This is a genomic window from Pseudomonas sp. (genome assembly GCF_035277045.1).
Lineage (GTDB): Bacteria > Pseudomonadota > Gammaproteobacteria > Pseudomonadales > Pseudomonadaceae > Aquipseudomonas.
In genome coordinates this window covers 38,725-65,322 of sequence record NZ_DATELE010000158.1, presented here as the reverse complement: position 1 = coordinate 65,322, position 26,598 = coordinate 38,725, and the positions used below count along the sequence as shown (strand labels likewise).

Sequence of the window (26,598 nt, the reverse complement as noted above, 5' to 3'; positions counted from 1 at the left end):
ATCATGCAAGGCGCGATGTTACGTCATCAGCAACCCGCCCCCGGCCGCAGCAAGCCGGTGCCGCGCGGTGCCAGCCGTATGGTGGCCGAAGAGCCACTGTCGGCGCGCCTGTCCAAGGCCAACTTCAGCGTGTTCAAGCGCCTGCTCTGGCCGGTCTTGCTGGTCGCCGCAGGGTTTGGCGCCTATGAAGGCGCGCAGCGCCTGATGCCCTATGCCGACCGGCCGATCACCAAGATCGCCGTGCAGGGCGACCTCAGCTACATCAGCCAGCAAGCGGTGCAGCAACGCATCGCGCCCTACGTGGCGGCCAGTTTCTTCAGCGTCGACCTGCCCGCGATGCGCGCCGAGCTTGAGCAGATGCCATGGATCGCGCATGCCGAGGTGCGCCGCGTGTGGCCCGACGAGGTGGTGATCCGCCTCGAAGAACAGCTGCCGGTAGCGCGCTGGGGCGATGAAGCCTTGCTCAACAACCAGGGCCAGGCGTTCACCCCGCGCGAGCTTGCCAACTACGAGCACCTGCCGCAGCTCTTCGGGCCGCAGCGGGCGCAGCAACAAGTCATGCAGCAATACCAGGTTCTGAGCCAGATGCTGCGCCCCCTCGGGTTTTCCATCGCCCGCCTCGAACTGCGCGAGCGCGGCAGCTGGTTCCTGACCACCGGCGCCGGCAGTGCCGGGCCGGGTATCGACCTGCTGCTGGGACGTGACCATCTGGTGGAGAAACTGCGCCGCTTCATTGCCATTTACGACAAGACACTCAAAGAGCAGATCACCAACATCGCCCGCATCGATCTGCGCTACGCCAATGGCCTCGCCGTTGGCTGGCGGGAACCGATTGCACCGACGACGGCCCAATCCGCCGTTGCGAAGAATTAGAGAGAGGCAGGACCATGGCAAATGCGCATAGCGGCAAAATGATCGTCGGGCTGGACATCGGTACCTCCAAGGTGGTGGCACTGGTGGGCGAGGTGGGCGAGGACGGCACCCTGGAGATCGTGGGTATCGGCACTCATCCTTCGCGCGGCCTGAAGAAAGGCGTGGTGGTGAACATCGAGTCGACGGTGCAGTCGATCCAGCGCGCGGTCGAAGAAGCGCAGCTGATGGCCGGTTGCCGCATCCACTCGGCGTTCGTCGGCGTGGCGGGCAATCACATCCGCAGCCTCAATTCCCATGGCATCGTCGCCATCCGCGACCGCGAGGTGAGCACCGCTGACCTGGAGCGTGTGCTCGACGCCGCCCAGGCGGTCGCCATCCCGGCCGACCAGCGCGTGCTGCACACGCTGCCGCAGGATTATGTGATCGACAACCAGGAGGGCGTGCGCGAGCCTCTGGGCATGTCGGGCGTGCGCCTGGAGGCCAAGGTCCACGTGGTCACCTGCGCGGTCAATGCCGCCCAGAACATCGAGAAGTGCGTGCGCCGCTGCGGCCTCGAAATCGACGACATCATCCTCGAGCAACTGGCCTCGGCCTACTCGGTGCTGACCGACGATGAAAAAGAACTGGGCGTGTGCCTGGTGGACATCGGTGGCGGCACCACAGACATCGCCATCTTCACCGAAGGCGCGATCCGCCACACCGCGGTGATCCCGATCGCCGGCGACCAGGTCACCAACGACATCGCGATGGCCCTGCGCACCCCGACCCAGTACGCCGAGGAAATCAAGATCCGCTACGCCTGCGCCCTGGCCAAGCTGGCCGGTGCCGGCGAAACCATCAAGGTGCCAAGCGTCGGCGACCGTCCGCCGCGCGAGCTGTCGCGCCAGGCCTTGGCCGAGGTGGTCGAGCCGCGTTACGACGAACTCTTCACCCTGATCCAGGCCGAGTTGCGCCGCAGCGGCTACGAGGACCTGGTGCCCGCGGGCATCGTCCTGACCGGCGGCACGGCCAAGATGGAAGGCGCGGTGGAGCTGGCCGAAGAGATCTTCCACATGCCGGTGCGCCTTGGCGTGCCGCATAGCGTGCGCGGTCTGAGCGACGTGGTGCGCAACCCGATTTATTCCACCGGCGTGGGCCTGCTGACCTACGGCCTGCTGAAGCAGGCCGACGGCGTGCCCCTGACGGGTAACAGCAGCAACAGCTATGGCGAGGAACCGAAGGCTCCAGTGCTTGAGCGATTCAAACGCTGGGTCCAGGGCAATTTCTAAGTTTCAAAGCAGTAGTGGTAGGCGCAAAGACAACTAGAGAACTGAAAGGAGAGGGAAAATGTTCGAGCTCGTAGACAACGTCCCGCAAAGTCCGGTCATCAAGGTGATCGGCGTAGGTGGTGGTGGTGGCAACGCCGTCAACCACATGGTCAAGAGCAGCATCGAAGGCGTCGAATTCATCTGCGCCAACACCGATGCCCAGGCGCTGAAAAACATCGGCGCGCGCACCATTCTGCAATTGGGCACCGGCGTGACCAAGGGTCTGGGCGCTGGCGCCAACCCGGAAGTCGGCCGTCAGGCAGCGCTGGAAGACCGCGAGCGCATCGCGGAAGTGCTGCAGGGCACCAACATGGTGTTCATCACCACCGGCATGGGCGGCGGTACCGGTACCGGCGCGGCGCCGATCATCGCTGAAGTGGCGAAGGAAATGGGTATTCTCACCGTCGCCGTGGTGACCCGTCCGTTCCCGTTCGAGGGCCGCAAGCGCATGCAGATCGCCGATGAAGGCATCCGCGCGCTGGCTGACAGCGTCGACTCGCTGATCACCATCCCGAACGAAAAACTGCTGACCATCCTGGGCAAGGACGCGAGCCTGCTGTCCGCCTTCGCCAAGGCCGACGATGTACTGGCCGGTGCCGTTCGCGGTATCTCCGACATCATCAAGCGCCCGGGCATGATCAACGTCGACTTCGCCGACGTGCGCACCGTGATGAGCGAAATGGGCATGGCGATGATGGGTACCGGTTGCGCAAGCGGCCCGAACCGTGCGCGCGAGGCCACTGAAGCGGCGATCCGCAACCCGCTGCTCGAGGACGTCAACCTGCAGGGCGCGCGCGGCATCCTGGTGAACATCACCGCCGGTCCCGACCTGTCCCTGGGCGAGTACTCCGACGTGGGCAGCATCATCGAGGCGTTCGCCTCCGACCACGCGATGGTCAAGGTCGGCACCGTGATCGATCCGGACATGCGTGACGAGCTGCACGTGACCGTCGTGGCCACCGGCCTGGGCGCGCGCATCGAGAAGCCGGTCAAGGTGATCGACAACACGCTGCAAAGCGCTGCCGCCGCGTACGAGGCCTCGGCCCCGGCACCTTCGCGTCACGAGCAGCCTGCGGTCAACTACCGCGACCTGGAGCGTCCGACCGTCATGCGCAACCAGGCACACGCCGGCGCTGCGGCAGCCGCCAAACTCAACCCTCAGGATGACCTGGATTACCTCGACATCCCGGCTTTCCTGCGTCGTCAGGCTGATTGATGGAATTTATCAGGGCTATGAAGGTGATTGGTATTCAGCAAAGGCCGGGTCTGTTATCATCCCCAGTCTTTGTTGATACCAGTTCGCAAATTGCGCTGAAGCGGCCAATGCCATGATTAAACAACGCACCCTGAAGAATACTATCCGTGCCACGGGCGTCGGCCTGCACTCCGGTGAGAAGGTCTACCTGACCCTCAAGCCCGCGCCTGTGGACTCCGGCATCGTCTTCCGCCGCGCCGACCTCGATCCAGTGGTCGAGATCCCGGCTCGTGCGGCAAACGTTGGCGAAACCACCATGTCGACGACGCTGGTCAACGGCGACGTCAAGGTCGACACGGTAGAGCACCTGCTTTCGGCCATGGCTGGCCTTGGCATCGATAACGCCTACGTCGAGCTCTCCGCGTCGGAAGTTCCGATCATGGACGGTAGCGCAGGGCCCTTCGTATTCCTGATTCAGTCTGCCGGCCTGGAAGAACAGGACGCAGCCAAGAGGTTCATCCGCATCCTGCGCGAAGTGACGGTGGAGGACGGCGACAAGCGCGCCACCTTCCTGCCTTTCGACGGGTTCAAGGTGAGCTTCGAGATCGACTTCGATCACCCGGCTTTCCGTAACCGGACCCAGAGCGCCAGCGTCGACTTCTCCAGCACGTCCTTCGTGAAGGAAGTCAGCCGCGCCCGTACCTTCGGCTTCATGAGCGACATCGAGTACCTGCGCAAGCACAACCTCGCGCTCGGCGGTAGCGTTGAAAACGCCATCGTGGTCGATACCGACGGCGTGCTGAACGAAGATGGTCTTCGCTACGAAGACGAATTCGTCAAGCACAAGATCCTCGACGCCATCGGTGACCTGTATCTGCTCGGCAACAGCCTGATCGGCGAGTTCAAGGGCTACAAGTCCGGACACGCGCTGAACAACCAGCTGCTGCGCAAGCTGATCGCCGAAACCGATGCCTGGGAAGTGGTTACCTTCGAAGATGCCAGTACGGCACCGATCTCTTACATGCGTCCCGTCGCGGCGGTGTAAGTTCGAACACTCTCTAGTTCTTCAAGGCCACCTTCGGGTGGCCTTTTTTATGGGCGCAGGGCTACCGCGGGACAAGTCCGCTTTCACAGGGGTGGGGCGCTACTGCTCTGGCGCGTGCCGGGCGAGGCGCTCGAGGGCGGCGCGCAGGTTGGGGTTGGTGATGCTCTCGGCCGTTGCCTGGATGCTTTGCGCGGCATTGCCGGACAGCGCCGGCCCGGGGCCGGCCGGGCGTTCGTGAAACGCGGGGGGCTGCACCTTGAATGAAATCCGTTGCAGGCCATGGAAGGCATCCATCACCTGCAACTGGCGCTGCAGGCGTTTCTGCTGATAACGCAGCCGCGTGGCCCAATGGCCGTTGGTGACCACCAGCAGCAGTACACCCTCGCGCCACGACGCCACATGGCAATGCTCGCGGGCCGCAGGCTGCAGCTGGCTTTCGACCAGGCGCTGCAACTGCGACAGGCGATGGGCCTGGTTGAGCAGGGCTTTGAGCGGCCGCGCCTGGCGCAGCAGGGTGGCGGGGAGGCGGGCGGGCGAGGACAGGTACGCCATGGGCGATGACACCAGAGGTCACAGAACTGGGCATCTTAACAGATCGCTCGCCGCGGGCTCCGCTTGCAGGACCCACGGCAGTCGTGTTCCAGGCAACCCTTGAACTTGCAGCAAATGACCCTATCTAAGGAAAGCCCCGTCAAAGCGCTGTGCCAGCATGAAGGAAATCCACCACTTTCCTCACCATCGTTTCCGGGTAGAATGCTCGTTCGCATGCGGCCTTTAGGGCTGCACGGGCGACTCACGGGGCCGCCCTCCATCCCTATGTGTGGAAGATCCTGCCAATATGTTTGCGCCTTTGTTAAAAAAACTTTTTGGAAGCAAGAACGAGCGTGAAGTCAAACGCATGCTCAAGACGGTGAGCATCGTCAATGCCTTCGAAGAGCAGATGTTGGCCCTCTCCGACGAGCAGCTGCGGGGCAAGACCGCGGCGCTCAAAGAGCGCCTGGCCAAAGGCGAGACCCTCGACCAGCTGATGCCCGAAGCCTTCGCCGTGTGCCGCGAGGCCGGCAAGCGCGTCATGGGCATGCGTCACTTCGACGTGCAGCTGATCGGCGGCATGACCCTGCACGAAGGCATGATCGCCGAAATGCGCACCGGTGAAGGCAAGACCCTGGTCGCCACCCTGGCGGTGTACCTCAATGCCTTGTCCGGCAAGGGTGTGCACGTGGTCACGGTCAACGACTACTTGGCCCGCCGCGACGCCAACTGGATGCGTCCGCTGTATGAGTTCCTCGGCCTGACCGTGGGCGTCGTCACGCCCTTCCAGCCGCCGGAAGAAAAACGCACCGCCTACGCCGCCGATATCACCTACGGTACCAACAACGAATTCGGTTTCGACTACCTGCGCGACAACATGGCGTTCAGCGTCGACGAGAAGTTCCAGCGCGAGCTCAACTTCGCGGTGATCGACGAAGTCGACTCCATCCTCATCGACGAAGCCCGTACCCCGCTGATCATTTCCGGCCAGGCCGAGGACAGCTCCAAGCTGTACATCGAGATCAACCGCCTGATCCCGCGCCTGGTGCAGCACATCGAGGAAGTCGAGGGTGTCGTCACCCAGGAAGGCCACTACAAGATCGACGAGAAGAGCCGCCAGGTCGAGCTCAACGAGGCCGGTCACCAGTTCATCGAAGAGATGCTCGCCCAGTCGGGCATGCTGGCCGAGGGCGAAAGCCTCTATTCGGCCCATAACCTGGGCCTGCTGACCCACGTCTATGCTGGCCTGCGCGCGCACAAGCTGTTCCACCGCAACGTCGAGTACATCGTCCAGGACGGCCAGGTCCTGCTGATCGACGAGCACACCGGCCGCACCATGCCGGGCCGCCGCCTCTCCGAGGGCCTGCACCAGGCCATCGAGGCCAAGGAAAACCTGAACATCCAGGCCGAAAGCCAGACCCTGGCCTCGACCACCTTCCAGAACTACTTCCGCCTCTACAACAAGCTGTCCGGCATGACCGGCACCGCCGACACCGAGGCTTTCGAGTTCGCCCAGATCTACCAGCTCAACGTGATGGTCATCCCGCCGAACAAGCCGTTGGCGCGCAAGGACTTCAACGACCTGGTGTACCTGACCGCCGACGAGAAGTACGCGGCGATCATCGCCGACATCAAGGAAAGCATGGCCCTGGAGCGTCCGGTACTGGTTGGTACCGCGACCATCGAGACGTCCGAGCACATGTCCGGCCTGCTGACCCGGGAAGGCATCGCGCACAAGGTCCTGAACGCCAAGTACCACGAGAAGGAAGCCGAGATCATCGCCCAGGCCGGCCGGCCAGGCGCCTTGACCATCGCCACCAACATGGCCGGTCGCGGTACCGACATCCTGCTGGGCGGCAACTGGGAAGTCGAAGTCGCCGCCATGCAGTCGCCGACCGATGAGCAGGTCGCGCAGATCAAGGCCGACTGGCAGAAACGCCATCAGCAGGTCATCGAGTCGGGCGGCCTGCACGTGATCGCCTCCGAGCGCCATGAGTCGCGCCGTATCGACAACCAGCTGCGCGGCCGTTCGGGCCGTCAGGGCGACCCGGGCTCGAGCCGTTTCTACCTGTCGCTCGAAGACAGCCTGATGCGCATCTTCGCCTCGGACCGCGTGAAGAACTTCATGAAGGCCCTGGGCATGCAGTCCGGCGAGGCCATCGAGCACCGCATGGTCACCAACGCCATCGAAAAAGCCCAGCGCAAGGTCGAAGGCCGCAACTTCGACATCCGCAAGCAGCTGCTCGAATTCGATGACGTCGCCAACGAACAGCGCAAGGTGATCTACCACATGCGCAACAGCCTGCTGGCCGCGCAGAACATCGGCGACACCATCAAGGACTTCCGCCAGGAAGTGCTCGACGCCACCATCAGCCAGCACATCCCGCCGCAATCGCTGCCCGAGCAGTGGGACGTGCCGGGCCTGGAAGCGGCACTGGCCAGCGACTTCGCCGTGAAGCTGCCGATCCAGCAGTGGCTCGACGAAGACGACAAGCTCTACGAAGAAACCCTGCGCGAGAAGCTGCTCAACGAGCTGATCACCGCTTACCACGAGAAGGAAGAGCAGGCCGGCGAAGAAGCCCTGCGCACCTTCGAGAAGCAGATCCTGCTGCGCGTGCTGGATGACCTGTGGAAAGACCACCTGTCGACCATGGATCACCTGCGTCACGGCATTCACCTGCGTGGCTATGCGCAGAAGAACCCGAAGCAGGAGTACAAGCGCGAGTCCTTCACCCTGTTCCAGGAGCTGCTCGACTCGATCAAGCGCGATGCCATCCGGGTGCTCTCGCACGTCCAGGTGCGCCGCGAGGATCCGGCCGAGGAAGAAGCCCGTCTGCGCCGCGAAGCCGAAGAGCTGGCCAGCCGCATGCAGTTCCAGCACGCCGAGGCTCCAGGGCTCGAGGCGGCGGAGCAGCAGGAGGAGGGCGCTGAAGTGGCGGTCGCCGCCGCACCAGTGCGCAACGACCAGAAGCTGGGCCGCAACGAGCCGTGCTGGTGTGGTTCGGGCAAGAAGTTCAAGCATTGCCACGGCCAGATCGACTGATCGCTGTTGTAGTGCGCATATCCCGGGGCTGCCTTGCAGCCCATTCGCGGCACGAGGCCGCTCCCACAGGGTGCTGAGGTCTGTGGGAGCGGCCTTGTGCCGCGAATGGGCCGCATCGTGGCCCTTTTCAAGCCTGGCCGCCGGCTCGGCGAGACATTTTTTCTAGGAGCGATTTCATGGCTGTTGGTCTGGGTCCTTTGCCAACCTTGCACCCGGTTCCGGGTTTCGAACTGGGTATCGCCTCTGCGGGCATCAAGCGCCCAGGGCGCAAGGACGTGGTGGTGATGCGTTGCGCCGAAGGCGCCAGCGTCGCCGGCGTGTTCACCCTGAATGCCTTCTGCGCGGCGCCGGTCATCCTGGCCAAGCAGCGCGTGCAAGGCACTGTCCGCTACCTGCTGACCAACACCGGCAATGCCAATGCCGGTACCGGCGCGCCAGGCCTCGCCGCGGCCGAGCGCACCTGCGCCAGGCTCGCCGAGCTGACCGGTGTCGATGCCAGCGCGGTACTGCCATTTTCCACTGGCGTGATCGGCGAGCCGCTGCCGGTCGAGAAGATCGAAGGCGCCCTGCAGGCCGCCCTGGACGATCTGTCGGAAAACAACTGGGCCGCTGCCGCCACCGGCATCATGACCACCGACACCCTGCCCAAGGGTGCCAGCCGCCAGTTCCAGCATGACGGCGTGACCATCACCGTCACTGGCATCAGCAAAGGCGCCGGCATGATCCGCCCGAACATGGCCACCATGCTCGGTTACATCGCCACCGACGCCAAGGTCGCACCCGGCGTGCTCAAGGACCTGATCCTCGACGGCGCCAACAAGTCGTTCAACCGCATCACCATCGATGGCGATACCTCGACCAACGACTGCTGCATGCTGATCGCCACGGGCAAGGCCGACGTTGCCGAAGTCACCGAAGCCAGCGGCGCGCTGTTCGAGGCCCTGAAAAAGGCCGTGTTCGAGGTGTGCATGGAAGTGGCCCAGGCCATCGTGCGCGACGGCGAAGGCGCGACCAAGTTCGTGACCGTCGAAGTCAATGGCGGCGGCAATCATCAGGAATGCCTGGACGTCGGCTATGCCGTGGCCCACTCGCCGCTGATCAAGACCGCGCTGTTCGCCTCCGACCCCAACTGGGGCCGCATTCTCGCCGCCGTCGGCCGTGCTGGCGTGCCGCAGCTCGATGTCAGCCTGATCGATGTCTATCTGGGCGATGTCTGCATCGCCAGCAAGGGCGGGCGCAGCGCGAGCTACACCGAGGCGCAAGGCTCGGCGGTCATGGCGCAGGAAGAGATCACCATCCGCATCGAGCTGGGCCGCGGCCAGTGCAGCGAGACGATCTGGACCACTGACCTGTCCCACGAGTACGTGAAGATCAACGCCGAATACCGGACCTGATTCGCCGGTCACCGGGGCGAGGCCGTCCTGAGGGGCGGCCTTTCCCATACCCTCTGGAGCGCAACCATGAGTTACCAACTGATCATCGGCGACAAGCTGTATTCCTCCTGGTCACTGCGCGGTGCCCTGGCCCTTGAGCTTGCCGGCGTCGCGTATGAAGAAACGCTGATCAAACTCAGGCAGCCCGATACCCGCGCGCGCCTCCTCGCATTCTCCGCCACCGGCAAGGTGCCGCTGCTCAAGACCGAGCACGGCACCATCGCCGATTCGCTGGCGATCGGCGAATACCTGGCCGAGCGCCATCCCGAGGCGCAGCTCTGGCCCGCCGACATTGCCGCACGGGCGCAGGCGCGTTCGGCCTGCGCGCAGATGCACAGTGGTTTCGACGCCCTGCGCAGCCACATGCCGTTTGATCTGTCGCGTTCACAGCCGCTGGAAAACATGCCGCTGGAGGTGCAGGTGGACATCGACCGCATCGTCGCGCTGTGGTCCGAGTGCCGGCTGGTGGCCAAGGAGAGCGGGCCGTTCCTGTTTGGCAAGCCGAGCCTGGCTGATGCGTTCTTCGCGCCCGTGGCCGTGCGTCTGCGCACCTACCGGGTCGACGTGCCTGCCGAGGCCGCCCTGTATATCGAGACGATCTACCAATGGCCGGCCTTCCAGGCCTGGCAGAAAGCAGGCCTGGCGGAGCGGACAGGGTGAAACGCATTCATGTGGTGGCGGCCGTGATTCGGGGCGCCGATGGCCGAATCCTGATCGCCCGCCGTGCTGATACCCAGCACCAGGGCGGGCTCTGGGAGTTCCCCGGCGGCAAGGTCGAGGAGGGCGAATCCGTCGCTGCGGCCCTGGCGCGCGAGTTGCGCGAGGAGCTGGGCATCGAGGTGACAGCCTCGCGGCCATTGATCAAGGTGGGGCACGACTATCCCGACAAGCAGGTGCTGCTGGACGTCTGGGAAGTGTCGGGTTTCAGCGGCGAGCCGCACGGTGCCGAGGGCCAGCCCTTGGCGTGGGTGTCACCGCGTGAGCTTGCGCAGTACGATTTTCCCGAGGCCAACCAGCCGATCGTGGCCGCCGCCAGACTGCCAGACCAGTATCTGATCACCCCCGAAGGCCTCGAAGTGCCGCAGATGCTGCGCGGTATCCAGAAGGCGGTGGCCGGGGGGATCAGGCTGGTCCAGTTGCGCGCGCCGGACATGTACGACCCCAAGTACCGCGATGTGGCGGTGGATGCGGCGGGGTTGTGCGCCGGCAAGGCCCAGCTGATGCTCAAGGGACCGCTGGAATGGCTGGGTGATTTTCCGTCGGCCGGCTGGCATCTGACGGCCGCGCAGCTGCGCAAGTATGCGTCCAAGGGGCGTCCGTTCCCGAAAGAGCGCTGGCTGGCGGCGTCGTGCCATACCGCTGAAGAGCTGGCGTTGGCCGAGCAGATGGGCGTGGATTTCGTCACCTTGTCGCCGGTGCAGGCCACGCGGACGCATCCTGATGCCGTGCCGTTGGGATGGGATCAGGCTGCGGGCTTGATAGCCGGGTTCCGGCATCCGGTGTTCCTGCTGGGTGGGGTAGGGCCAGAAGACCGCGAGCGCGCCTGGCAGGCCGGGGCGCAAGGGGTTGCAGGGATTCGGGCGTTCTGGCCTGAGGGCTGAGATATGCGTTGATCTCTCCGGCCCCTTCGCTGGCAAGCCAGCTCCCACGGGCTCGGTGCAGACTTCCAAACCGGCGCTGTATCCCTAGCGTCAGCGCCGCGCTTGTGGGAGCTGGCTTGCCAGCGAAGGGGTCGGCATGGGCACTGCAAGACTCACGGCTTCACCGCCGCCTGCCACAACACCTCGGCCACCCCCTGGCGCCGCCCGATGATCCGCGCGGCAACAAACAGCAGGTCCGACAACCGGTTGATATACGCCAGCCCAACCCCCGCCAACGGCTCCTCCCGATTCAACTGCTGACACCGCCGCTCCGCGCTGCGCGCCACGCTGCGGCACACATGCGCCTGGGCAATCAGCCCCGAGCCACTGGGCAGGATGAAGTTCTCCAGCGGTCCTAGCTCATCGTTCCAGCGATCGATCGCCGTCTCCAGCCGATCGATTTCCACCTGGCTCAGCGCCTGATAGGTGGGCATCGCCAACTCGCCCCCCAGGTCGAACAGCCGGTGCTGGCAGGGCGCCAGAACCTCGATCACCTCGCTCAGCCCATGCTCGGCCAGTCCCGCCAGCAACACGCCCAGCTGACTGTTGAGGCTGTCCACCTCGCCAATGGCCTCGATGCGTGGATGGTCCTTGGGCACCCGGCGGCCATCGCCAAGGCCGGTTTCACCTTTGTCCCCGGTACGCGTGTAGATCTTCGACAGGCGAAAGCCCATGGTCGTGACTCCGTCTAGGCCTGCGCCACCGGCGCGGGCTGGGCGAGGGGCAGGCGCAGGGTGAAGCAGGTACCTTGTCCTGGCGTCGACTGCACTTCCATCTGGCCCTTGTGGTTGTTGGTGATGATGAAATACGACACCGACAGGCCAAGGCCCGTGCCCTGGCCGATCTCCTTGGTGGTGAAGAAGGGCTCGAAGGTGCGCTTGCGCACGGCCTCGGGCATGCCGACGCCATTGTCCTCGACCTGGATTTCCGCCCAGGGCGGGTTGAGGCGGGTGCGCAGGATTATCCGTCCAGGCTCCGCGCCTTCGGGACGCAGATGGATGGCCTGCGCGGCATTCTTCAGCAGGTTGAGGAGCACCTGTTCCAGCTCGTTGGCGGTGCACGGCACCGGTCCCAGGCCGGGATCGAACTGGCGCACGATCGCCTGGCCCTTGAAGTCGAAGCCGATGGCCAGGTCAAAGTCGTTGCCGGCGATCTCCAAGGCCTGGTCGATCAGTGCCGGCAAGTCGCACGGCACCAGCTGGCGGTTGCTGAGGCGGCTGAAGCTGAGCATGTGGGTGACGATCTTGGCAGCCCTCGCGCCGGCCTGCTGGATGCCGTCCAGCAGCTGCGGCACTTCGCGGCTCTCCAGGTAGCGATTGATGGTCATCAGGTCCAGGCCCAGCTCGCCGGCCTGTTGCTGGTTGCGCGGAAGCTCTGGCGAAAGGCGCCGGCGGATGTTCTGCACGTTGTGCAGGATCGCGCCAAGCGGGTTGTTGATCTCGTGGGCCATCCCGGCGGCCAGGCCACCCACCGAGAGCATTTTCTCGGACTGCACCATCATCTCCTCGAGCGACAGGCGCTGGGTGATGTCATCGATACGGATCACCACGCCACGCCCGCCACCGCCGGTCAGCGGGTAGAAGGTGAGGGCGTAGTGGCGGGATACATCCCCGTGGGTCCAGGTCACCCGCTCGATCTTCACCACCCGGTGTTTCTCGACGCTGTCGCGCAGTTGCGTGAGGTAGGGCTTGAGCGGCTCGAAAGCCAGGAAGATCGGCTGGTTCAACGCCTCGTCCAGTGGCGTTCCGGAAAGCACCGTGGCCTCGTGGTTCCACTGGGTGACGTAGAGCTGCTCGTCCAGAGCGATCAGGGCCGAGGGCATGGAGTCGATGATGCTGTTGAGGTAGTTCTGGAAACCCGTGAGCTTTTTCTCGATCTTGCTGCGCACCTGGACCTCGAGTTCCAGCTTGCGGTTGGTGTGACGGGTTTCCTCGGCCAGGCCCTGGGCCTGGTCAAACGCGTCCTGGAACTCGTCGCGGGTACGCTTGAGCTGCTGCTCGCGGGCCTCGATGCGCGAGAGCATGGTGTTGAAGGCGTCGGCCAGGCTGCCGATCTCGTCGTCGTTGCCACGGCGGGCGCGCAGGGCGTAATTCTCTTCGCGGGTCACCTGGCGTGAAAGCTGTTCGAGCTGATAGATCGGCTGGGTGATCAGGCGCTTGATCTGCCGGGCGATGACCAGCCACAGCAGTACGCTGAACACCAGGATCCCCAGGCTGGCGGTGAGGGTGCCGGTATAGAAGGTGGTCGGCAGCTCGCTGCTCGCCACCAGCAGCAGGTGGGCGGGCGGCTTGCCCGGACGTGGCAGGCGGATCAGCTGGGTGCTGCGAAACTCGGTAAGGCGCCAGCCATCGATGTTGCGAAAGCGTTTGGGCAGCGCCAGCGGCACGCCGTGCTGCAACTGCGCCAGCATGCTGCCATCGCTCCCGTAGAGGGCGGCGGCGCGCAGCGGCGAGTAACTGTCGAGCTCGTCGAGCAGGGCCGAGGCGTTTTCCGGTGAGTCCCCGGCGCGCGCGGCCAGCTGCGGGTTCGACACCAGCCGGCCGATGGTGTGCAAGGCCTGGGGCGCCATGCTTTCCTGGGTGATCCAGTAGGCGGCGCTGATGAAGGTCAGGTTGGCCACCAGCAGGATGGTCACCAGCAGCACCAGCAGGGCCGCCAGCAGTTTTTGCCCGACCGGCAGGTTGTCCAGGCGTTGGCGCAGGGTCATGGGCAAGGCAAGGTCCGCATCAGAGGGTTGAAGGGCTGTGCCCCTGTCAGTCGCCAGGCAGCCCGCGCGACGTGAGGTTATCGACCAGCCGCCGCTGCAACCGTTCCAGGTGCGGCAGCGCCTGGCCATGGCGGGCCGCGACACGGCACACATGGCCGAGCAGGTAGTGGACCTCGGTGCGGCGCCCGCCGCGCACGTCCTGGTACATGGAAGAGTAGTTGGCCGCGGTGGCCTGTATCACCCGCTGTACCTCGGCGTACAGGTCGTCGGCGGCTTGCGGCTGGCCGCAGCGCTGCAAGAGCTCGCCGAGTTCGCCGCACAGGGTCGCGATCTCGCACGGGTGCTCGAGCAGCCCACCATTGCGGCAGTCATTGAGCACGGTGAGGGGGTTGATCGCGCAGTTCAGCGCAAGTTTGCGCCACAGGCGGGTGAGGATGTCGACCGTCCATTGCGCGGGAATGCCTGCATCGTGCAAGTCCTCGAACCACTCCGGCACGCCGGGGTTGGCCGGATCGCCCAGCCAGTTGAAGCCGTGGCCGGCGAACCTGACCCGCCAGGCGTCTTCGCGGTAGGCGCCTTCGGTGCTGGAGGCGAAGATGCAGCGGGCGTGTGGGGCCTGCTCGGCGACCTCTTCCTGGCTGCCCATGCCATTCTGCAGCAGGACCAGTTCGGCGCCCGGCACCAGGCGCGGTGCCAGGCGCGCGACCGCGGGTGCGGCGTCGTAGGCCTTGCACGCCAGCACCAGGCGGTGGATCGGGCCGCTCGTCTCGGGGACCTGGGCCGGGACCGCATAGTGGCTGGCCTGGTCATGCTCGACCAGGGTCAGGCCGCCCGCCGCCTCGTACGCCTGCAGGCGCTGGCGGTCGCGCAGGATCAGCTGGACCGCCTTGCCGGCGCGTGCCAGCCGGCAGGCCCACAGGCTGCCCAGGCTACCAGCGCCGAGAATATGCCAGGTGCTGCTCATCTGCGTTTGCCAACCGTTTATAATGAGTCCGCATTTTAACCGTCAAACCCGCCGCGCTCCATCTTCAGACGAGCGCGCGTTTTTTATTTGGAGAACAACCATGCCTTCGTTCGACGTGGTATCGGAACTGGACAAGCACGAAGTCACCAACGCGGTCGAGAACGCCGTCAAGGAACTGGACCGTCGCTACGACCTCAAGGGCAAAGGCACCTTCGAGTTCAAGGACAAGGAGCAGACCGTGCTGCTGACCGCCGAGGCCGAGTTCCAGCTTGAGGCCATGGTCGAGATCCTGCGCCTGGCCCTGGTCAAGCGCAAGATCGACGTCAAGTGCCTCGAGGTCAAGGACGCCTATGCCTCGGGCAAGGAAATGAAACAGGAAGCCAAGTTCCGCGAGGGCATCGACAAAGAGCTGGCGAAAAAGATCGTCGCCCACATCAAGGACGCCAAGCTCAAGGTCCAGGCCTCCATCCAGGGCGAGCAGGTCCGTGTCACCGGCAAGAAGCGCGACGACCTGCAGGAAGCCATCGCGGCCCTGCGCGCCAAGGAATTCGACATGCCGCTGCAGTTCAACAACTTCCGCGACTGATCGGCCCGCCAGGAACCTGGGATATGACCTGATGTCCCAGTTTCCTGTGGCCGCTGCAATCCTGGCGGCCGGCTTTTACTGTTTCACGCCGCTTGGCATCAGGAGACGAACATGGATTTGAACGCTGAAGTGGATCACCTGGTCAGGACCTCCCAGGCCTGGCTTCCGTTGATCATGGAATACAGCAGCCGGGTGCTGCTGGCGCTGGTGACCCTGGCGATTGGCTGGTGGATCACCAACAAGCTCAGCGACAGGCTCGGCAAGCTGATAGGCCTGCGCAATTCCGACCCGGCCTTGCAGAGCTTCATCAGCACGCTGGCCAACATCATCATGAAGATCCTGCTGTTCGTCAGCGTGGCGTCGATGATCGGCATCGAGACCACCTCGTTCGTCGCGGCGATCGGTGCCGCGGGCCTGGCCATCGGCCTGGCGCTGCAGGGCAGCCTGGCGAACTTCGCCGGTGGCGTGCTGATCCTGCTGTTCCGTCCGTTCCGCCTGGGCGACTGGATCGAGGCGCAAGGCGTCAGCGGTACGGTCGACACCATCCAGATCTTCCATACCGTGCTGCGCACCGGTGACAACAAGACGGTGATCGTGCCCAACGGCAGCCTGTCGAACGGCATCATCACCAACTACAACCGCCAGCCCACCCGCCAGGTTGTGTTCAACGTCGGGGTCGATTACGACGCCGACCTGCAGAAGGCGCGTGCAGTGCTGCTGGAGCTGGCCAAGGACCCGCGCGTGCTGCCCGAGCCCGCGCCCCAGGCCGTGGTGTCGGAGCTGGGTGACAGCTCGATCACCGTCTCGCTGCGGGTCTGGGTGAAGACGCCGGACTACTGGAGCCTGATGTTCATGCTCAACGAGCAGGCCCGCGATCGTCTGAAGGCCGAAGGCATCGAGATCCCGTTCCCGCAGCGCGTGATCCGCGTGGTGCAGGAAGCGCCTGCGGCTCCAGGAGCGCCAGCAACTCAGGCAACTCCAGTAACGCCTGCCGCGCAGTAGTCCAGGCAATGCGAGGGGGCGCCGCGTCCCCTCGCATTTGTTCATGGCATGAACACCGCTTTTCTGGCATATAGCCCAGTCACTCGCCTGACCTGACGCCTGCCATGACCCCGCTGATCAACATCACCCCTCTGCGAGCCCTGGGTTTCGCGCTTACCCTGGCCCTCTTCGAACTGCTCACCTACCTGGGCAGCGATGTCATCATGCCCGCCATGCCCTCGGTGGTTGACGACCTGAACGCCAGTCCCGACTTCATCCCTCACGCACTCAACCTCTACCTGCTCGGCGGCGTGGTACTGCAATGGCTGATCGGCCCGTTGGCCGACCGCTACGGCCGCCGCCCCCTGTTGCTGACCGGCTGCGTGGTGTTTGGCATCGCTTGCCTGGCCACCTACTGGGTGGACGATATCGGCCTGTTCAACCTGCTGCGCCTGCTGCAAGGCATCGGCCTGGGCTTCGTGGTCACGGTCAGCTATCCGGCGCTGAACGAGGCCTTCAGCGAGGCCGATGCCGTGCGCATGATGGCGTTGCTGGCCAACATCGCGCTGCTCTCGCCGCTGCTGGGCCCGCTGGTCGGGACCTTGCTGCTGGAGATGATGGGATGGCGCTGGCTGTTCGTCGTGCTGGCGGTGGGGGCGGTGTTGACCTGGCTGGCGCTGTTGCGCTTCATGCCCGAAACCTTGGGTGTGCAGCGCCGCGACGGCTCGCGTCTGCCGTTCACGCCCATCGAACTGTTGCCCCTGCTGTCGGGCTATGGCCGGTTGCTGGCGAACCGGCGCTTCGTGGCCGGGAGCGCAGCGCTGGGCCTGGTCAGCCTGCCGCTGATCGGCTGGATCGGGCTGTCGCCGGTGCTGCTGATCCATGACGAGGGCTTGAGCACCTTGGCGTACGCGCTGTGGCAATTGCCGGTGTTCGGAGGGCTGATTGCCGGCAACCTGATCATCAACCGCATTGCCGACCGCTATCCGCTCACCAGCCTGGTCCGTGGCGCGCTCTGGCCCTACCTGCTGGGATTGGCTGCGATGGCCGTGCTCACGTGGATCTGGCCCACCGTCACCAGCCTGGTGGCGGGACTGTCGCTCAACGCTTTGGGCCTGGGCGTCGCCAACGCGGTGCTGTACCGGATGACGCTGTTCTCCAGCGACCAGAGCAAAGGCCTGGTCTCGGCGATGCTGGGCATGATCACCATCACCTTGCTAGGGGTCGGTGGCGCGCTGCTGGCGATGATCGGTGCCGGCGCCAGCCTGCTGCACTTCGCGGTGCTGGCGGGAATCGGCGGTGCACTGGCGCTGTGGCCCTTGTGGGTGCTGCTGGATGGACGCGAGGCGTCGGGGGAGGGGGCCGCGGCTCGGTAGCCCCCTGCGCGGGATTCAAGGCCGCTCGACGGCCTGTTCCTTGCCTTCATCCAGCGGCGCCTGGGTGCCGCGGCCTGCTTCCTGGCGCCACTGCAGGGCGATCAGGACCAGCGTCGGCACGCCAAGCAGGGCGGTGATCAGGAAGAAGTCGTGGTAGCCGAATTTCTCCACCATGACCCCCGAGTAACCGCCGATCAGGCGCGGCAGCAACAGCATGATCGAGCTCAGCAAGGCGTACTGGGTCGCCGAGAACTTGAGGTTGGTCAGGCTCGACAGATAAGCGACGAACGCCGACGTGGCCAGCCCAGAGCTGAAGTTGTCGAGCGAGATGGTGACGATCAGCATCTGCAGGTTCGGGCCCATGTCGGCCAGCATCAGGAACAGGATGTTGGTCGCCGCCGATGCCGCGCCGCCGATGAACAGGATCGGCATGATGCCGAACCGCACGATCAGCAGCCCACCGAAACCGGCGCCCACCAAGGTCATGATCAGGCCGAAGATCTTGCTGACGCTGGCGATCTGGTCCTTGGTGAAACCCTGGTCGATGTAGAACACGTTGGCCATCACGCCCATCACCGTGTCGGACATCCGGTAGGTGGCGATCAACCCAAGCAGGAGCAAGGCCTGCCAGCGATAGCGCAGGATGAAATCGTTGATTGGCGTGAGCACCGGCGCCAGGCCGCGGCGGCCCATGGCCGACAGGCACAGCCAGGTCAGCAGCGCGTAGAGGATCAGGCGCAGGAAGGCACGGTCCTGGAGCAGCAGGTCGAGCGGGGTGGAGTCGCCGAACATCACGCTGGCCCAGTCGGTGTTGTACATCTGGGTGAAGGTCGCGGGCACCGAGACCAGCAACACGATCAGCACGAACACCGAGGCCAGCTGGTGGACCAGGCCGTAGCGCGCCGCCGACAGCTGGGTGCGCAGCGGCACTGGCGGCTCACGCATCACCAGCGTGGTGAGCACCGCCGGCACCATGAGCAGCCCGAACAGCACATAGGTCCCGGTCCAGGCTTCGTGCAGGTAGCTGAAACCGGTGGAGCCGAACCATTCGGCGAAGAACAGCGCACCGGCGGTGGCCAGCAGCGCGGCGATACGGTAGCCGGCCATGTAGCTGGCCGCGAGCGCTGCCTGGCGCTGGTCATCGGCGATTTCAAGACGATAGGCGTCGACGGCGATGTCCTGGGTGGCCGAGGCGAATGCCACCAGTACCGCCAGGGCGATCAGCCAGGACAGGTGCTTCTGCGGGTCGCAGAAGCCCATGCCGACCAGGCCGATCACCACCAGCACCTGGGCCAGCAGCAGCCACGAGCGACGACGCCCCATTTTGCCGAGCAACGGCAGGCGCCACTGGTCAAGCAGTGGCGACCACACCCATTTGAAGGCATAGGCCAGGCCGATGAGGCTGGCGTAGCCGATGGTTTCACGGGCCACGCCAGCCTCGCGAAGCCAGACCGAGAGCGTGGAGAACACCAACATGTACGGCAGGCCTGCGGCGAAGCCGAGCAGCAGCAGCACCAAGGTAGACGGGCTGGCATAGGCAGCGAGCGCAGCGCGCCAGGTTTTACGGGGCATGGGCCAACATCTGCCTCAAGTTTGCGAAAACAAAGCGCGCACTCTAACCGCTGTGCTCCATTGGGCGCCAGCCGTGGCGCGTCATATCCACACGATTATTGTGCACGTTCACGCCCTCTGCACGCAGCCGGGCACGCTGTTCTTCGCCTGACGGGGTGCCGGGCTTCAGGCTCAGCCGGCCGCTGGCGCCGATGACCCGGTGCCAGGGCAGGCGGGTATCCTCCGGGAGCTGCCCCAGGGCCCGGCCGACCCAGCGCGCCGCGCGGCTCATGCCAGCGTATTCGGCCACCTGACCATAGCTGACGACCTTGCCGGCCGGGATCTGGTCGAGCACCAGATACAGTGCCATTCGTCGGGCATGTGCTTGTTCCGGTGTAAGGCTGGAGGACGCGGGCATCAAGGGCTACCGGGGAATGGGAGGGTGATGGGAATGCTGACGCCGGCAAATGAGAATTGAACTCGATGGCATCATGTTTGTCTTTCCTTGCTCTGGGCACGGGTATCTGGATAATGCCCGGCCTTTCTCGTCAGTTCGAGCCTTTCTCTTGCTTATGTATTCTAGATTCCTGTTGTGCGTTGCTGCAGCCACCCTGTGTACCCCGACCCTCGCCGACACCGTCTGGATGAAGAACGGTGACAAGCTGAGCGGCAAGATCAAGGTCTTCGATGGCGGCAAGCTGCTGCTGGAGACCGCCTATGGTGGTTCCATCCCTCTGGACTGGAAACAGATCAAGACCCTGGAAAGCGACCAGCAGTTGCTGGTCAAGCAGGATGCCTACACCGGCGAGAAGGCGAAGTCGCTGCAGGCGGCGGAGGACGGCAAGGTGACGCTGGCCAATGGCGACGCGCCAAAGACGGTCGAGCTCGCCAGCATCGCGCAGATCCTCAAGCCCAAGCCGGTCGTGGAAGACCTGGTGTGGAAGGGCAACGTCGACCTGGCGCTGGACTACAAGCGCGCCGAGAACGACACGGACGACTACGACGTCGGCTTCAAGACCACGGCCCGCCATGGCCGCTGGCGCCACACCGCCGAGGGCGAGTACAACCGCGAGACCGAGGACGACGTCACCAACACCAACAACTGGAGCGCCGAGTACGCTCTGGACCGCTTCATCACCGACAAGTGGTTCTGGCAGGGCCGCCTGAACTACAAGCGTGACCAGATCGAAGACCTGGCCCGCCAGCGCACGGTCGGTACCGGTCCTGGCTACCAGTTCTGGGACGACGAGCTGGGTGCCTTCTCCCTCGGCTCGCTGATCAACCGCACCGACTACCAGTACCGCGACGGTGGCAAGGACAACTTCTATTCCGCGGCCGTGAAGTGGGACTACAACCGCTACCTCATCGGCAAGACGGTCGAGCTGTTCACCAATGGCGAAGTGGGCAAGCCGCTGGGCGATGTTGCCAACTACTCCCTGGATGCCGAGATCGGCCTGCGCTACAAGGTCACCGAATGGGCTTCGCTCAACCTCAAGGCCGAGAAAGACATCATCAGCGGCACGGACGACAGCGACCTGGACAAGACCCGCTACACGGCAGGCTTCGGCGTAGCCTGGTAAGCGGCGGACGCGGGGTGGCTGGCACCTTCTGGTGATAATCATTATCTTGTCACCACCGTCCACCGCCCCAGGAGCTCCCCGTGAGTGACAACGCCATTCGGCCCGCGCGAGAACTGCTGCTCAAGGAATACCGCGGGGTCCTGTCGACCCATTCAAAGTCGATGCCCGGCTATCCCTTCGGCTCCGTGGTGCCGTACTGCCTCGACGCCCAAGGCCAGCCGCTGATCCTGATCAGCCGCATCGCCCAGCACACCCACAACCTGCGACAGGACCCAAAGTGCTCTTTGCTGGTAGGGGAGCGTGAAGCCGAGGACGTGCAGGCGGTCGGCCGCCTGACGGTGATGGCCGAGGCGCGCAAGCTGGTGGACGAAGCAGCGATCGAAGCGGCTGCCGAGCGCTACTACCGTTTCTTTCCGGATGCCGCCAACTACCACCGCGCCCACGACTTCGACTTCTGGGTGCTGCAGCCGGTGCGCCATCGCTACATCGGCGGCTTTGGCGCCATCCACTGGCTCGACCAGGTTACCCTCGCCAACCCGTTCGCCGGCAAGGCCGAGGCCAGCATGATCGAGCACATGAACGGCGACCATGCCAGTGCCATCGCCCACTACGTCGAACTCAGCGGCCTTCCCGGTACGCCAGCGGCGTGCCTGGTCGGCCTCGACAGCGAAGGGATGCACCTGCGCATTGGTCAGGGCGTGCATTGGCTGCCTTTTCCACGCATTTGCAATACGCCGATACAAGTCCGCGAAGCCCTGGTTTTGCTGGCTCGCGCTGAACAGTGGCCGACCGCGGCGAACGTCCAGGGTTGAAATAGCGACTGATCGTAACCATTTGAGGTCCTACAGGAAGGTTGACTTCCGTCGAGGAACCTTTGATGCGCGCTTTTCTACTGCTGTTTCTGATTTTTCCGGTGCTGGAGCTGTATGTCTTTTTCAAGGTCAGCACCGCGATAGGCTTCTTCCCCGCGTTGCTGCTGATCATTGCCGGCTCCGCGCTTGGTGTGCTGGTGATGCGCGTGGCGGGCCTGGCCACCGCCCTGCGCGCCCGTTCAAGCCTGCAACGCGGCGAGCTGCCAGCCGAGGACATGTTCCAGGGCCTGATGCTAGCCTTGGGCGGCGGCCTGCTGTTGATACCCGGCTTCATCAGCGATGTGCTCGGCCTGCTGATGCTGTTGCCGTTCACCCGCAAGCTGGTGGCGCGCAAGCTGCGCCAGCGTGTCGAGGCCCAGGCGATGCGCCAGCGGGCCTTCAGTGACGATCCGTTGAACCCGCAACCGGGCGCACCTGCCCGCCGCCCCGATGTGATCGAGGGCGAGTACAAACGCCGCGATTCCTGAACCCGGCGCTTCGTTACACGACGGTCCCCACTGCGGGGCCGTTTTTATTTGTAGGAAATTTCGCGAAAAATTTTATCGCCCCAGACTTGTAATTACCCTTGGCGGCCTCATGTATGGGTCACCGCAAGGTTTCTGGTCTTTTGCACCAGACATGACACACGTGGACCGCACTTGCGAGCCACACCGGCAACGCCGGAAAGCATCAACCCGCCGGTGTCGACACCGGCCGATGAAAACCACAATTGGGAGAGATCGACAATGAAGCTTCGTCCTCTGCATGACCGCGTAGTCATCCGTCGCAGCGAAGAAGAATCGAAAACCGCTGGCGGTATCGTCCTGCCGGGTTCGGCCGCTGAAAAACCAAACCGTGGCGAGATCGTCGCCGTCGGTACCGGCCGCGTCCTGGACAACGGCGAAGTACGTGCGCTGGCCGTGAAAGTGGGTGACAAGGTGGTTTTCGGCCCGTACTCGGGCAGCAACACCGTGAAAGTCGACGGCGAAGACCTGCTGGTGATGAGCGAGAACGAAATCCTCGCTGTCATCGAAGCTTGATTCTCCGGTTTCCCGTTACTTCAAGTATTAAGGATTAAACGATCATGGCTGCTAAAGACGTAAAATTCGGCGACTCCGCCCGTAAGAAAATGCTCGTTGGTGTCAACGTCCTGGCTGACGCTGTAAAAGCGACCCTGGGCCCGAAAGGCCGTAACGTGGTCTTGGCCAAGAGCTTCGGCGCGCCGACCATCACCAAGGACGGCGTTTCCGTCGCCAAGGAAATCGAGCTCAAGGACGCCTTCGAGAACATGGGCGCCCAGCTGGTCAAGGAAGTTGCTTCCAAGGCCAACGATGCTGCCGGTGACGGCACCACCACCGCTACCGTCCTGGCCCAGGCCATCGTCAACGAAGGCCTGAAAGCCGTCGCTGCCGGCATGAACCCGATGGACCTCAAGCGCGGCATCGACAAGGCCACCATCGCCGTTGTCGCCGAGCTGAAGAACCTGTCCAAGCCATGCGCTGATTCGAAAGCCATCGCCCAGGTAGGCACCATCTCCGCCAACTCCGACAACTCCATCGGCGACATCATTGCCGAAGCCATGGAAAAAGTCGGTAAAGAAGGCGTGATCACCGTCGAAGAAGGCTCGGGCCTGGAAAACGAACTGTCGGTCGTTGAAGGCATGCAGTTCGACCGTGGCTACCTGTCCCCGTACTTCGTCAACAAGCCGGACACCATGGTTGCCGAGCTTGAAGGCCCGCTGCTGCTGCTGGTCGACAAGAAGATCTCGAACATCCGCGAACTGCTGCCGGTTCTGGAAGCCGTTGCCAAGGCTGGCCGTCCGCTGCTGATCGTTGCCGAAGACGTCGAAGGCGAAGCCCTGGCGACTCTGGTCGTGAACAACATGCGTGGCATCGTCAAGGTTGCCGCGGTCAAGGCACCTGGCTTCGGCGACCGCCGCAAGGCCATGCTGCAGGACATCGCTGTCCTGACCGGCGGTACCGTGATCTCCGAGGAAATCGGCCTGAGCCTGGAGTCCGCTACCCTGGAGCACCTGGGTAACGCCAAGCGTGTGACCCTGTCCAAGGAAAACACCACCATCATCGACGGCGCTGGCGCCGAGTCCGACATCGAGGCACGCGTCAAGCAGATCCGTGCCCAGGTCGAAGAGACCTCCTCGGACTACGACCGTGAGAAGCTGCAAGAGCGTCTGGCCAAGCTGGCTGGCGGTGTTGCCGTGATCAAGGTCGGTGCAGGTACCGAAGTCGAGATGAAAGAGAAGAAAGCCCGCGTTGAAGACGCCCTGCACGCTACCCGTGCAGCCGTCGAAGAAGGCGTGGTGCCTGGCGGCGGTGTGGCCCTGGTTCGCGCCCTGTCGGCCATTCTCGACCTCAAAGGCGACAACGAAGACCAGAACGTCGGCATCGCCATTCTGCGTCGCGCCGTTGAATCGCCGCTGCGCCAGATCACTGCCAACGCCGGCGACGAGCCAAGCGTTGTCGCTGACAAGGTCAAGCAAGGTTCGGGCAACTTCGGTTACAACGCTGCTACCGGCGAGTACGGCGACATGATCGAAATGGGCATCCTGGACCCGGCCAAGGTGACCCGTTCGGCACTGCAGGCCGCAGCTTCGATCGGTGGTCTGATGATCACCACCGAAGCCATGATCGCTGACGCTCCAGTGGAAGCTTCTGCTGGCGGCGGCATGCCAGACATGGGCGGCATGGGCGGTATGGGTGGCATGGGCGGCATGATGTAAGCCAGCCTCACCTGCTGCAAGAAGAGCCCCGCCTTGTGCGGGGCTTTTTCATGGGCGGATGATATGCATACAGGTGCTGGTGATGGCGGCCATATGGCCTTAAGCTGCGCCCTGCCGCACAGGAGACCTTTGATGCGAATTCTACTGGTTGAAGACAACCGCGATATTCTGGCCAACCTGGCTGACTACCTCGGGATGAAGGGCTATACCGTCGACTGCGCCCAGGACGGGTTGTCTGGCTTGCACCTGGCCGCCACTGAACACTACGACCTGATCGTGCTCGACATCATGCTGCCCGGGATCGACGGCTACACCCTGTGCAAGCGCCTGCGCGAGGATGCCCGGCGCGATACGCCGGTGATCATGCTCACCGCCCGCGACCAGCTGGACGACCGCCTGCAGGGCTTCCGCTCCGGTGCCGACGACTACCTGCTCAAACCGTTCGCGCTGTCGGAACTCGCCGCGCGTATCGAAGCCGTGCTGCGCCGGGCCCAGGGGGGAGGGCGCCGCACCCTGCAAGTGGCCGACCTGGCCTACGACCTCGACACTCTCGAAGTTACCCGCGAGGGCCGGCTGCTCAAGCTCAACCCGGTGGGCCTCAAGCTGCTCGCCGTGCTCATGCAGAAGAGCCCCCACGTGCTGCGCCGCGAGGTGCTCGAGGAAGCGTTGTGGGGCGATGACTGCCCGGACAGCGACAGCCTGCGCAGCCACGTGCACCAGCTGCGCCAGGTGATCGACAAGCCCTTTGACAAACCGTTGCTGCATACCGTGCATGGCGTCGGCTATCGCCTTGCCGAGGGCCGTGATGGAGTTTAAGCAAAGCCTCGCCCAGCGCATCATCATCGCCTTCGCGCTGATGAGCGCGCTGGTCGCCGGAGCCTTCGCCTTCGGCATCGTCGCGACCGTGCACCTGGTCGAGGAGCGGCTGATCTCGGCCGTGCTCGGTGGGGACCTGCAACGCCTGTTGCGCATGGACAGCGTCAGCGACTGGAGCCACCGGCCCCGGCCCGACCAGCTGTTCTACTTCAGCGGCGGCCGGGACGAGTTCGCCCTGCCCCATGACCTGCGTCACCTGAACGCGGGCTTCCACGAAGTGTTTCGCGAGCAGCTGTCGTACCACGCCATGGTCGAGGTGGTGGACGGGCGGCACTACGTGCTGTTGCAGGACCAGAGCGACTTCGAGGAGCGCGAGCGGGTGCTGTTCGCCGTGGTGGTGGTGGGCTTCGTGCTCAGCCTGGCACTGGCGACCTTCCTCGGCTGGGTACTGGCACGCCGGGTGATGGCGCCGGTGATCCGCCTGGCGCGCCAGGTGCGCCATCGCGACCAGTTGCTGGGCCTTGCTCCGCCGCTCGCGCCGGACTACGCCGCGGACGAGGTCGGCCAGCTGGCGGCCGCGTTCGACGACACCTTGGGGCGGCTGCGCGACGCGCTGACCCGTGAGCGGCTGTTCACCAGCGACGTCAGCCACGAGCTGCGCACCCCCTTGATGGTGCTGGCCACCTCCTGCGAGCTGTTGCAGGAAAACCAGGCCCTCGACAAGCGGGCCCGCAGCCAGGTCGAGCGTATCGCCCGCGCCACCGAGGAAATGCGCGAACTGGTCAAGACGTTCCTGATGCTTGCCCGGGCCCAGCGCGATGAAGGCGCCGTGGCCTCGCGCGCATCGCTGCGCGAGGTGGCCGACGACCTGATCGGTGTCTGGCGCGACACGATCGAGCAGAAGGGCCTGAGCCTTTATTACGACGGCAGGGTCAGCGCCAGCCCAGCGCTGTACAACGCCACCTTCCTGCAGTCGGTGATGGGCAACCTGCTGCGCAATGCCGCGCATTACACCGACCACGGCTATATTCGCCTGAGCCTGGAACCTAACGGCTTCAGCGTCGAGGACAGCGGCGTGGGCATTCCGGAAGAGCAGCGCGAGGCGATGTTCATGCCATTCGTGCGCGGGGATGAGCGCCGCGGGGAAGGGCTGGGGCTGGGGCTGTCGCTGGTGCAGCGGATCTGCGATGACCAGGGCTGGCGGGTGACGCTGACCGCCACGCTGCCCCATGGCTGCCGGTTCCAGGTCGACCTGACCCAAGGTCCGGAGCGCCTTCCGGGCGATCATCACGCGCCGTCACACTGATGGCGCACAGTCATCTTTTGTCACCAATGTCTTCGCCATGTGACAGATTTTTCACAACCGCATGACCTGATTCCGA

24 protein-coding genes are annotated in these 26,598 nt (G+C 64.3%); 18 read left to right on the top strand and 6 right to left on the bottom strand.

All coding sequences use genetic code 11. The features are described 5' to 3' along the window. The first annotated feature begins 3 nt into the window (after positions 1 to 3). From VJS90_RS07630 to lpxC, 4 genes are all read left to right on the top strand, one after another. A complete protein-coding gene (locus tag VJS90_RS07630; RefSeq protein ID WP_324120629.1) occupies positions 4 to 873 on the top strand; it encodes a cell division protein FtsQ/DivIB in 870 nt (289 codons plus the stop codon). Between the two features lie 14 nt (positions 874 to 887). After that, entirely contained in the window at positions 888 to 2,141 is a 1,254-nt protein-coding gene (gene ftsA / locus VJS90_RS07625) for a cell division protein FtsA (protein WP_324120627.1), read from the top strand. Positions 2,142 to 2,199: 58 nt separating this feature from the next. Beyond that, positions 2,200 to 3,396, top strand: coding sequence for a cell division protein FtsZ (ftsZ, locus tag VJS90_RS07620; RefSeq protein WP_324120625.1), 1,197 nt, complete (start codon positions 2,200 to 2,202; stop codon positions 3,394 to 3,396). A 112-nt stretch (positions 3,397 to 3,508) separates the two neighbouring features. Continuing rightward, a complete protein-coding gene (gene lpxC / locus VJS90_RS07615) occupies positions 3,509 to 4,420 on the top strand; it encodes a UDP-3-O-acyl-N-acetylglucosamine deacetylase (RefSeq protein WP_324120622.1) in 912 nt (303 codons plus the stop codon). 99 nt (positions 4,421 to 4,519) lie between these two features. Here the strand turns inward: lpxC and VJS90_RS07610 are convergent, their stop codons facing one another. Continuing rightward, a complete protein-coding gene (locus VJS90_RS07610) occupies positions 4,520 to 4,972 on the bottom strand; it encodes a DUF721 domain-containing protein (protein ID WP_324120620.1) in 453 nt (150 codons plus the stop codon). Between the two features lie 286 nt (positions 4,973 to 5,258). On the opposite strand from VJS90_RS07610, the gene secA reads away from it, so the two are divergent. The 4 genes from secA to VJS90_RS07590 all read left to right on the top strand — a co-directional run bounded on the left by secA (position 5,259) and on the right by VJS90_RS07590 (position 11,028). After that, entirely contained in the window at positions 5,259 to 7,994 is a 2,736-nt protein-coding gene (secA, locus tag VJS90_RS07605) for a preprotein translocase subunit SecA (RefSeq protein WP_324120618.1), read from the top strand. A 176-nt stretch (positions 7,995 to 8,170) separates the two neighbouring features. Beyond that, positions 8,171 to 9,388: a bifunctional glutamate N-acetyltransferase/amino-acid acetyltransferase ArgJ gene (gene argJ / locus VJS90_RS07600; protein WP_324120616.1), complete on the top strand. Its 1,218-nt coding sequence runs from the start codon at positions 8,171 to 8,173 to the stop codon at positions 9,386 to 9,388. A gap of 66 nt (positions 9,389 to 9,454) precedes the next feature. Further along, a complete protein-coding gene (locus VJS90_RS07595) occupies positions 9,455 to 10,087 on the top strand; it encodes a glutathione S-transferase family protein (RefSeq protein WP_324120614.1) in 633 nt (210 codons plus the stop codon). Beyond that, positions 10,084 to 11,028 (top strand): Nudix family hydrolase, encoded by a 945-nt coding sequence (locus VJS90_RS07590; RefSeq protein WP_324120612.1) that lies wholly within the window; start codon positions 10,084 to 10,086, stop codon positions 11,026 to 11,028. Before VJS90_RS07595 ends, VJS90_RS07590 begins: the two co-directional genes overlap by 4 nt. Positions 11,029 to 11,180: 152 nt before the next feature. Here VJS90_RS07590 and VJS90_RS07585 read toward each other — a convergent pair whose 3' ends face one another. Genes VJS90_RS07585 through VJS90_RS07575 form a run of 3 tightly spaced genes read right to left on the bottom strand, consistent with a single transcriptional unit; the run spans position 11,181 to position 14,738 of the window. Then, the gene (locus VJS90_RS07585) at positions 11,181 to 11,741 is read right to left on the bottom strand and encodes a cob(I)yrinic acid a,c-diamide adenosyltransferase (protein ID WP_324120610.1); all 561 of its coding nucleotides are present in this window, start codon (positions 11,739 to 11,741) and stop codon (positions 11,181 to 11,183) included. A 14-nt stretch (positions 11,742 to 11,755) separates the two neighbouring features. Further along, positions 11,756 to 13,774: an ATP-binding protein gene (locus VJS90_RS07580; RefSeq protein ID WP_324120608.1), complete on the bottom strand. Its 2,019-nt coding sequence runs from the start codon at positions 13,772 to 13,774 to the stop codon at positions 11,756 to 11,758. A gap of 46 nt (positions 13,775 to 13,820) precedes the next feature. After that, positions 13,821 to 14,738 carry a putative 2-dehydropantoate 2-reductase gene (locus tag VJS90_RS07575; protein WP_324120606.1) on the bottom strand — a complete coding sequence of 306 codons (918 nt, stop codon included), beginning with the start codon at positions 14,736 to 14,738 and terminating at the stop codon, positions 13,821 to 13,823. A 100-nt stretch (positions 14,739 to 14,838) separates the two neighbouring features. Between VJS90_RS07575 and VJS90_RS07570 the strand changes: the two genes are divergently transcribed. The 3 genes from VJS90_RS07570 to VJS90_RS07560 all read left to right on the top strand — a co-directional run bounded on the left by VJS90_RS07570 (position 14,839) and on the right by VJS90_RS07560 (position 17,681). Beyond that, positions 14,839 to 15,324, top strand: a complete 486-nt coding sequence (locus VJS90_RS07570; protein ID WP_324120604.1) for a YajQ family cyclic di-GMP-binding protein — start codon at positions 14,839 to 14,841, stop codon at positions 15,322 to 15,324. 111 nt (positions 15,325 to 15,435) lie between these two features. After that, positions 15,436 to 16,326 (top strand): mechanosensitive ion channel family protein, encoded by an 891-nt coding sequence (locus VJS90_RS07565; protein ID WP_324120602.1) that lies wholly within the window; start codon positions 15,436 to 15,438, stop codon positions 16,324 to 16,326. 104 nt (positions 16,327 to 16,430) lie between these two features. Then, positions 16,431 to 17,681 (top strand): MFS transporter, encoded by a 1,251-nt coding sequence (locus tag VJS90_RS07560; protein ID WP_324120600.1) that lies wholly within the window; start codon positions 16,431 to 16,433, stop codon positions 17,679 to 17,681. A gap of 15 nt (positions 17,682 to 17,696) precedes the next feature. Here VJS90_RS07560 and VJS90_RS07555 read toward each other — a convergent pair whose 3' ends face one another. Next, positions 17,697 to 19,253 (bottom strand): AmpG family muropeptide MFS transporter, encoded by a 1,557-nt coding sequence (locus VJS90_RS07555; RefSeq protein ID WP_324120598.1) that lies wholly within the window; start codon positions 19,251 to 19,253, stop codon positions 17,697 to 17,699. A gap of 43 nt (positions 19,254 to 19,296) precedes the next feature. Continuing rightward, positions 19,297 to 19,650, bottom strand: a complete 354-nt coding sequence (locus VJS90_RS07550; protein WP_324120596.1) for an MGMT family protein — start codon at positions 19,648 to 19,650, stop codon at positions 19,297 to 19,299. 154 nt (positions 19,651 to 19,804) lie between these two features. Between VJS90_RS07550 and VJS90_RS07545 the strand changes: the two genes are divergently transcribed. The 7 genes from VJS90_RS07545 to VJS90_RS07515 all read left to right on the top strand — a co-directional run bounded on the left by VJS90_RS07545 (position 19,805) and on the right by VJS90_RS07515 (position 26,522). Continuing rightward, positions 19,805 to 20,812, top strand: coding sequence for a DUF481 domain-containing protein (locus VJS90_RS07545; protein WP_324120594.1), 1,008 nt, complete (start codon positions 19,805 to 19,807; stop codon positions 20,810 to 20,812). An 80-nt stretch (positions 20,813 to 20,892) separates the two neighbouring features. Then, positions 20,893 to 21,624 carry a HugZ family protein gene (locus VJS90_RS07540; RefSeq protein ID WP_324120592.1) on the top strand — a complete coding sequence of 244 codons (732 nt, stop codon included), beginning with the start codon at positions 20,893 to 20,895 and terminating at the stop codon, positions 21,622 to 21,624. A gap of 65 nt (positions 21,625 to 21,689) precedes the next feature. Beyond that, entirely contained in the window at positions 21,690 to 22,151 is a 462-nt protein-coding gene (locus VJS90_RS07535; protein WP_324120590.1) for an FxsA family protein, read from the top strand. A 258-nt stretch (positions 22,152 to 22,409) separates the two neighbouring features. Next, positions 22,410 to 22,703 (top strand): co-chaperone GroES, encoded by a 294-nt coding sequence (locus tag VJS90_RS07530; protein ID WP_166569127.1) that lies wholly within the window; start codon positions 22,410 to 22,412, stop codon positions 22,701 to 22,703. A gap of 44 nt (positions 22,704 to 22,747) precedes the next feature. Further along, the gene (groL, locus tag VJS90_RS07525; RefSeq protein WP_324120588.1) at positions 22,748 to 24,400 is read left to right on the top strand and encodes a chaperonin GroEL; all 1,653 of its coding nucleotides are present in this window, start codon (positions 22,748 to 22,750) and stop codon (positions 24,398 to 24,400) included. A 132-nt stretch (positions 24,401 to 24,532) separates the two neighbouring features. Next, positions 24,533 to 25,216 carry a two-component system response regulator ColR gene (gene colR, locus VJS90_RS07520; protein ID WP_324120586.1) on the top strand — a complete coding sequence of 228 codons (684 nt, stop codon included), beginning with the start codon at positions 24,533 to 24,535 and terminating at the stop codon, positions 25,214 to 25,216. Beyond that, positions 25,206 to 26,522 carry a HAMP domain-containing sensor histidine kinase gene (locus VJS90_RS07515; protein ID WP_324120584.1) on the top strand — a complete coding sequence of 439 codons (1,317 nt, stop codon included), beginning with the start codon at positions 25,206 to 25,208 and terminating at the stop codon, positions 26,520 to 26,522. Before colR ends, VJS90_RS07515 begins: the two co-directional genes overlap by 11 nt. The last annotated feature ends 76 nt before the right edge of the window (positions 26,523 to 26,598 follow it).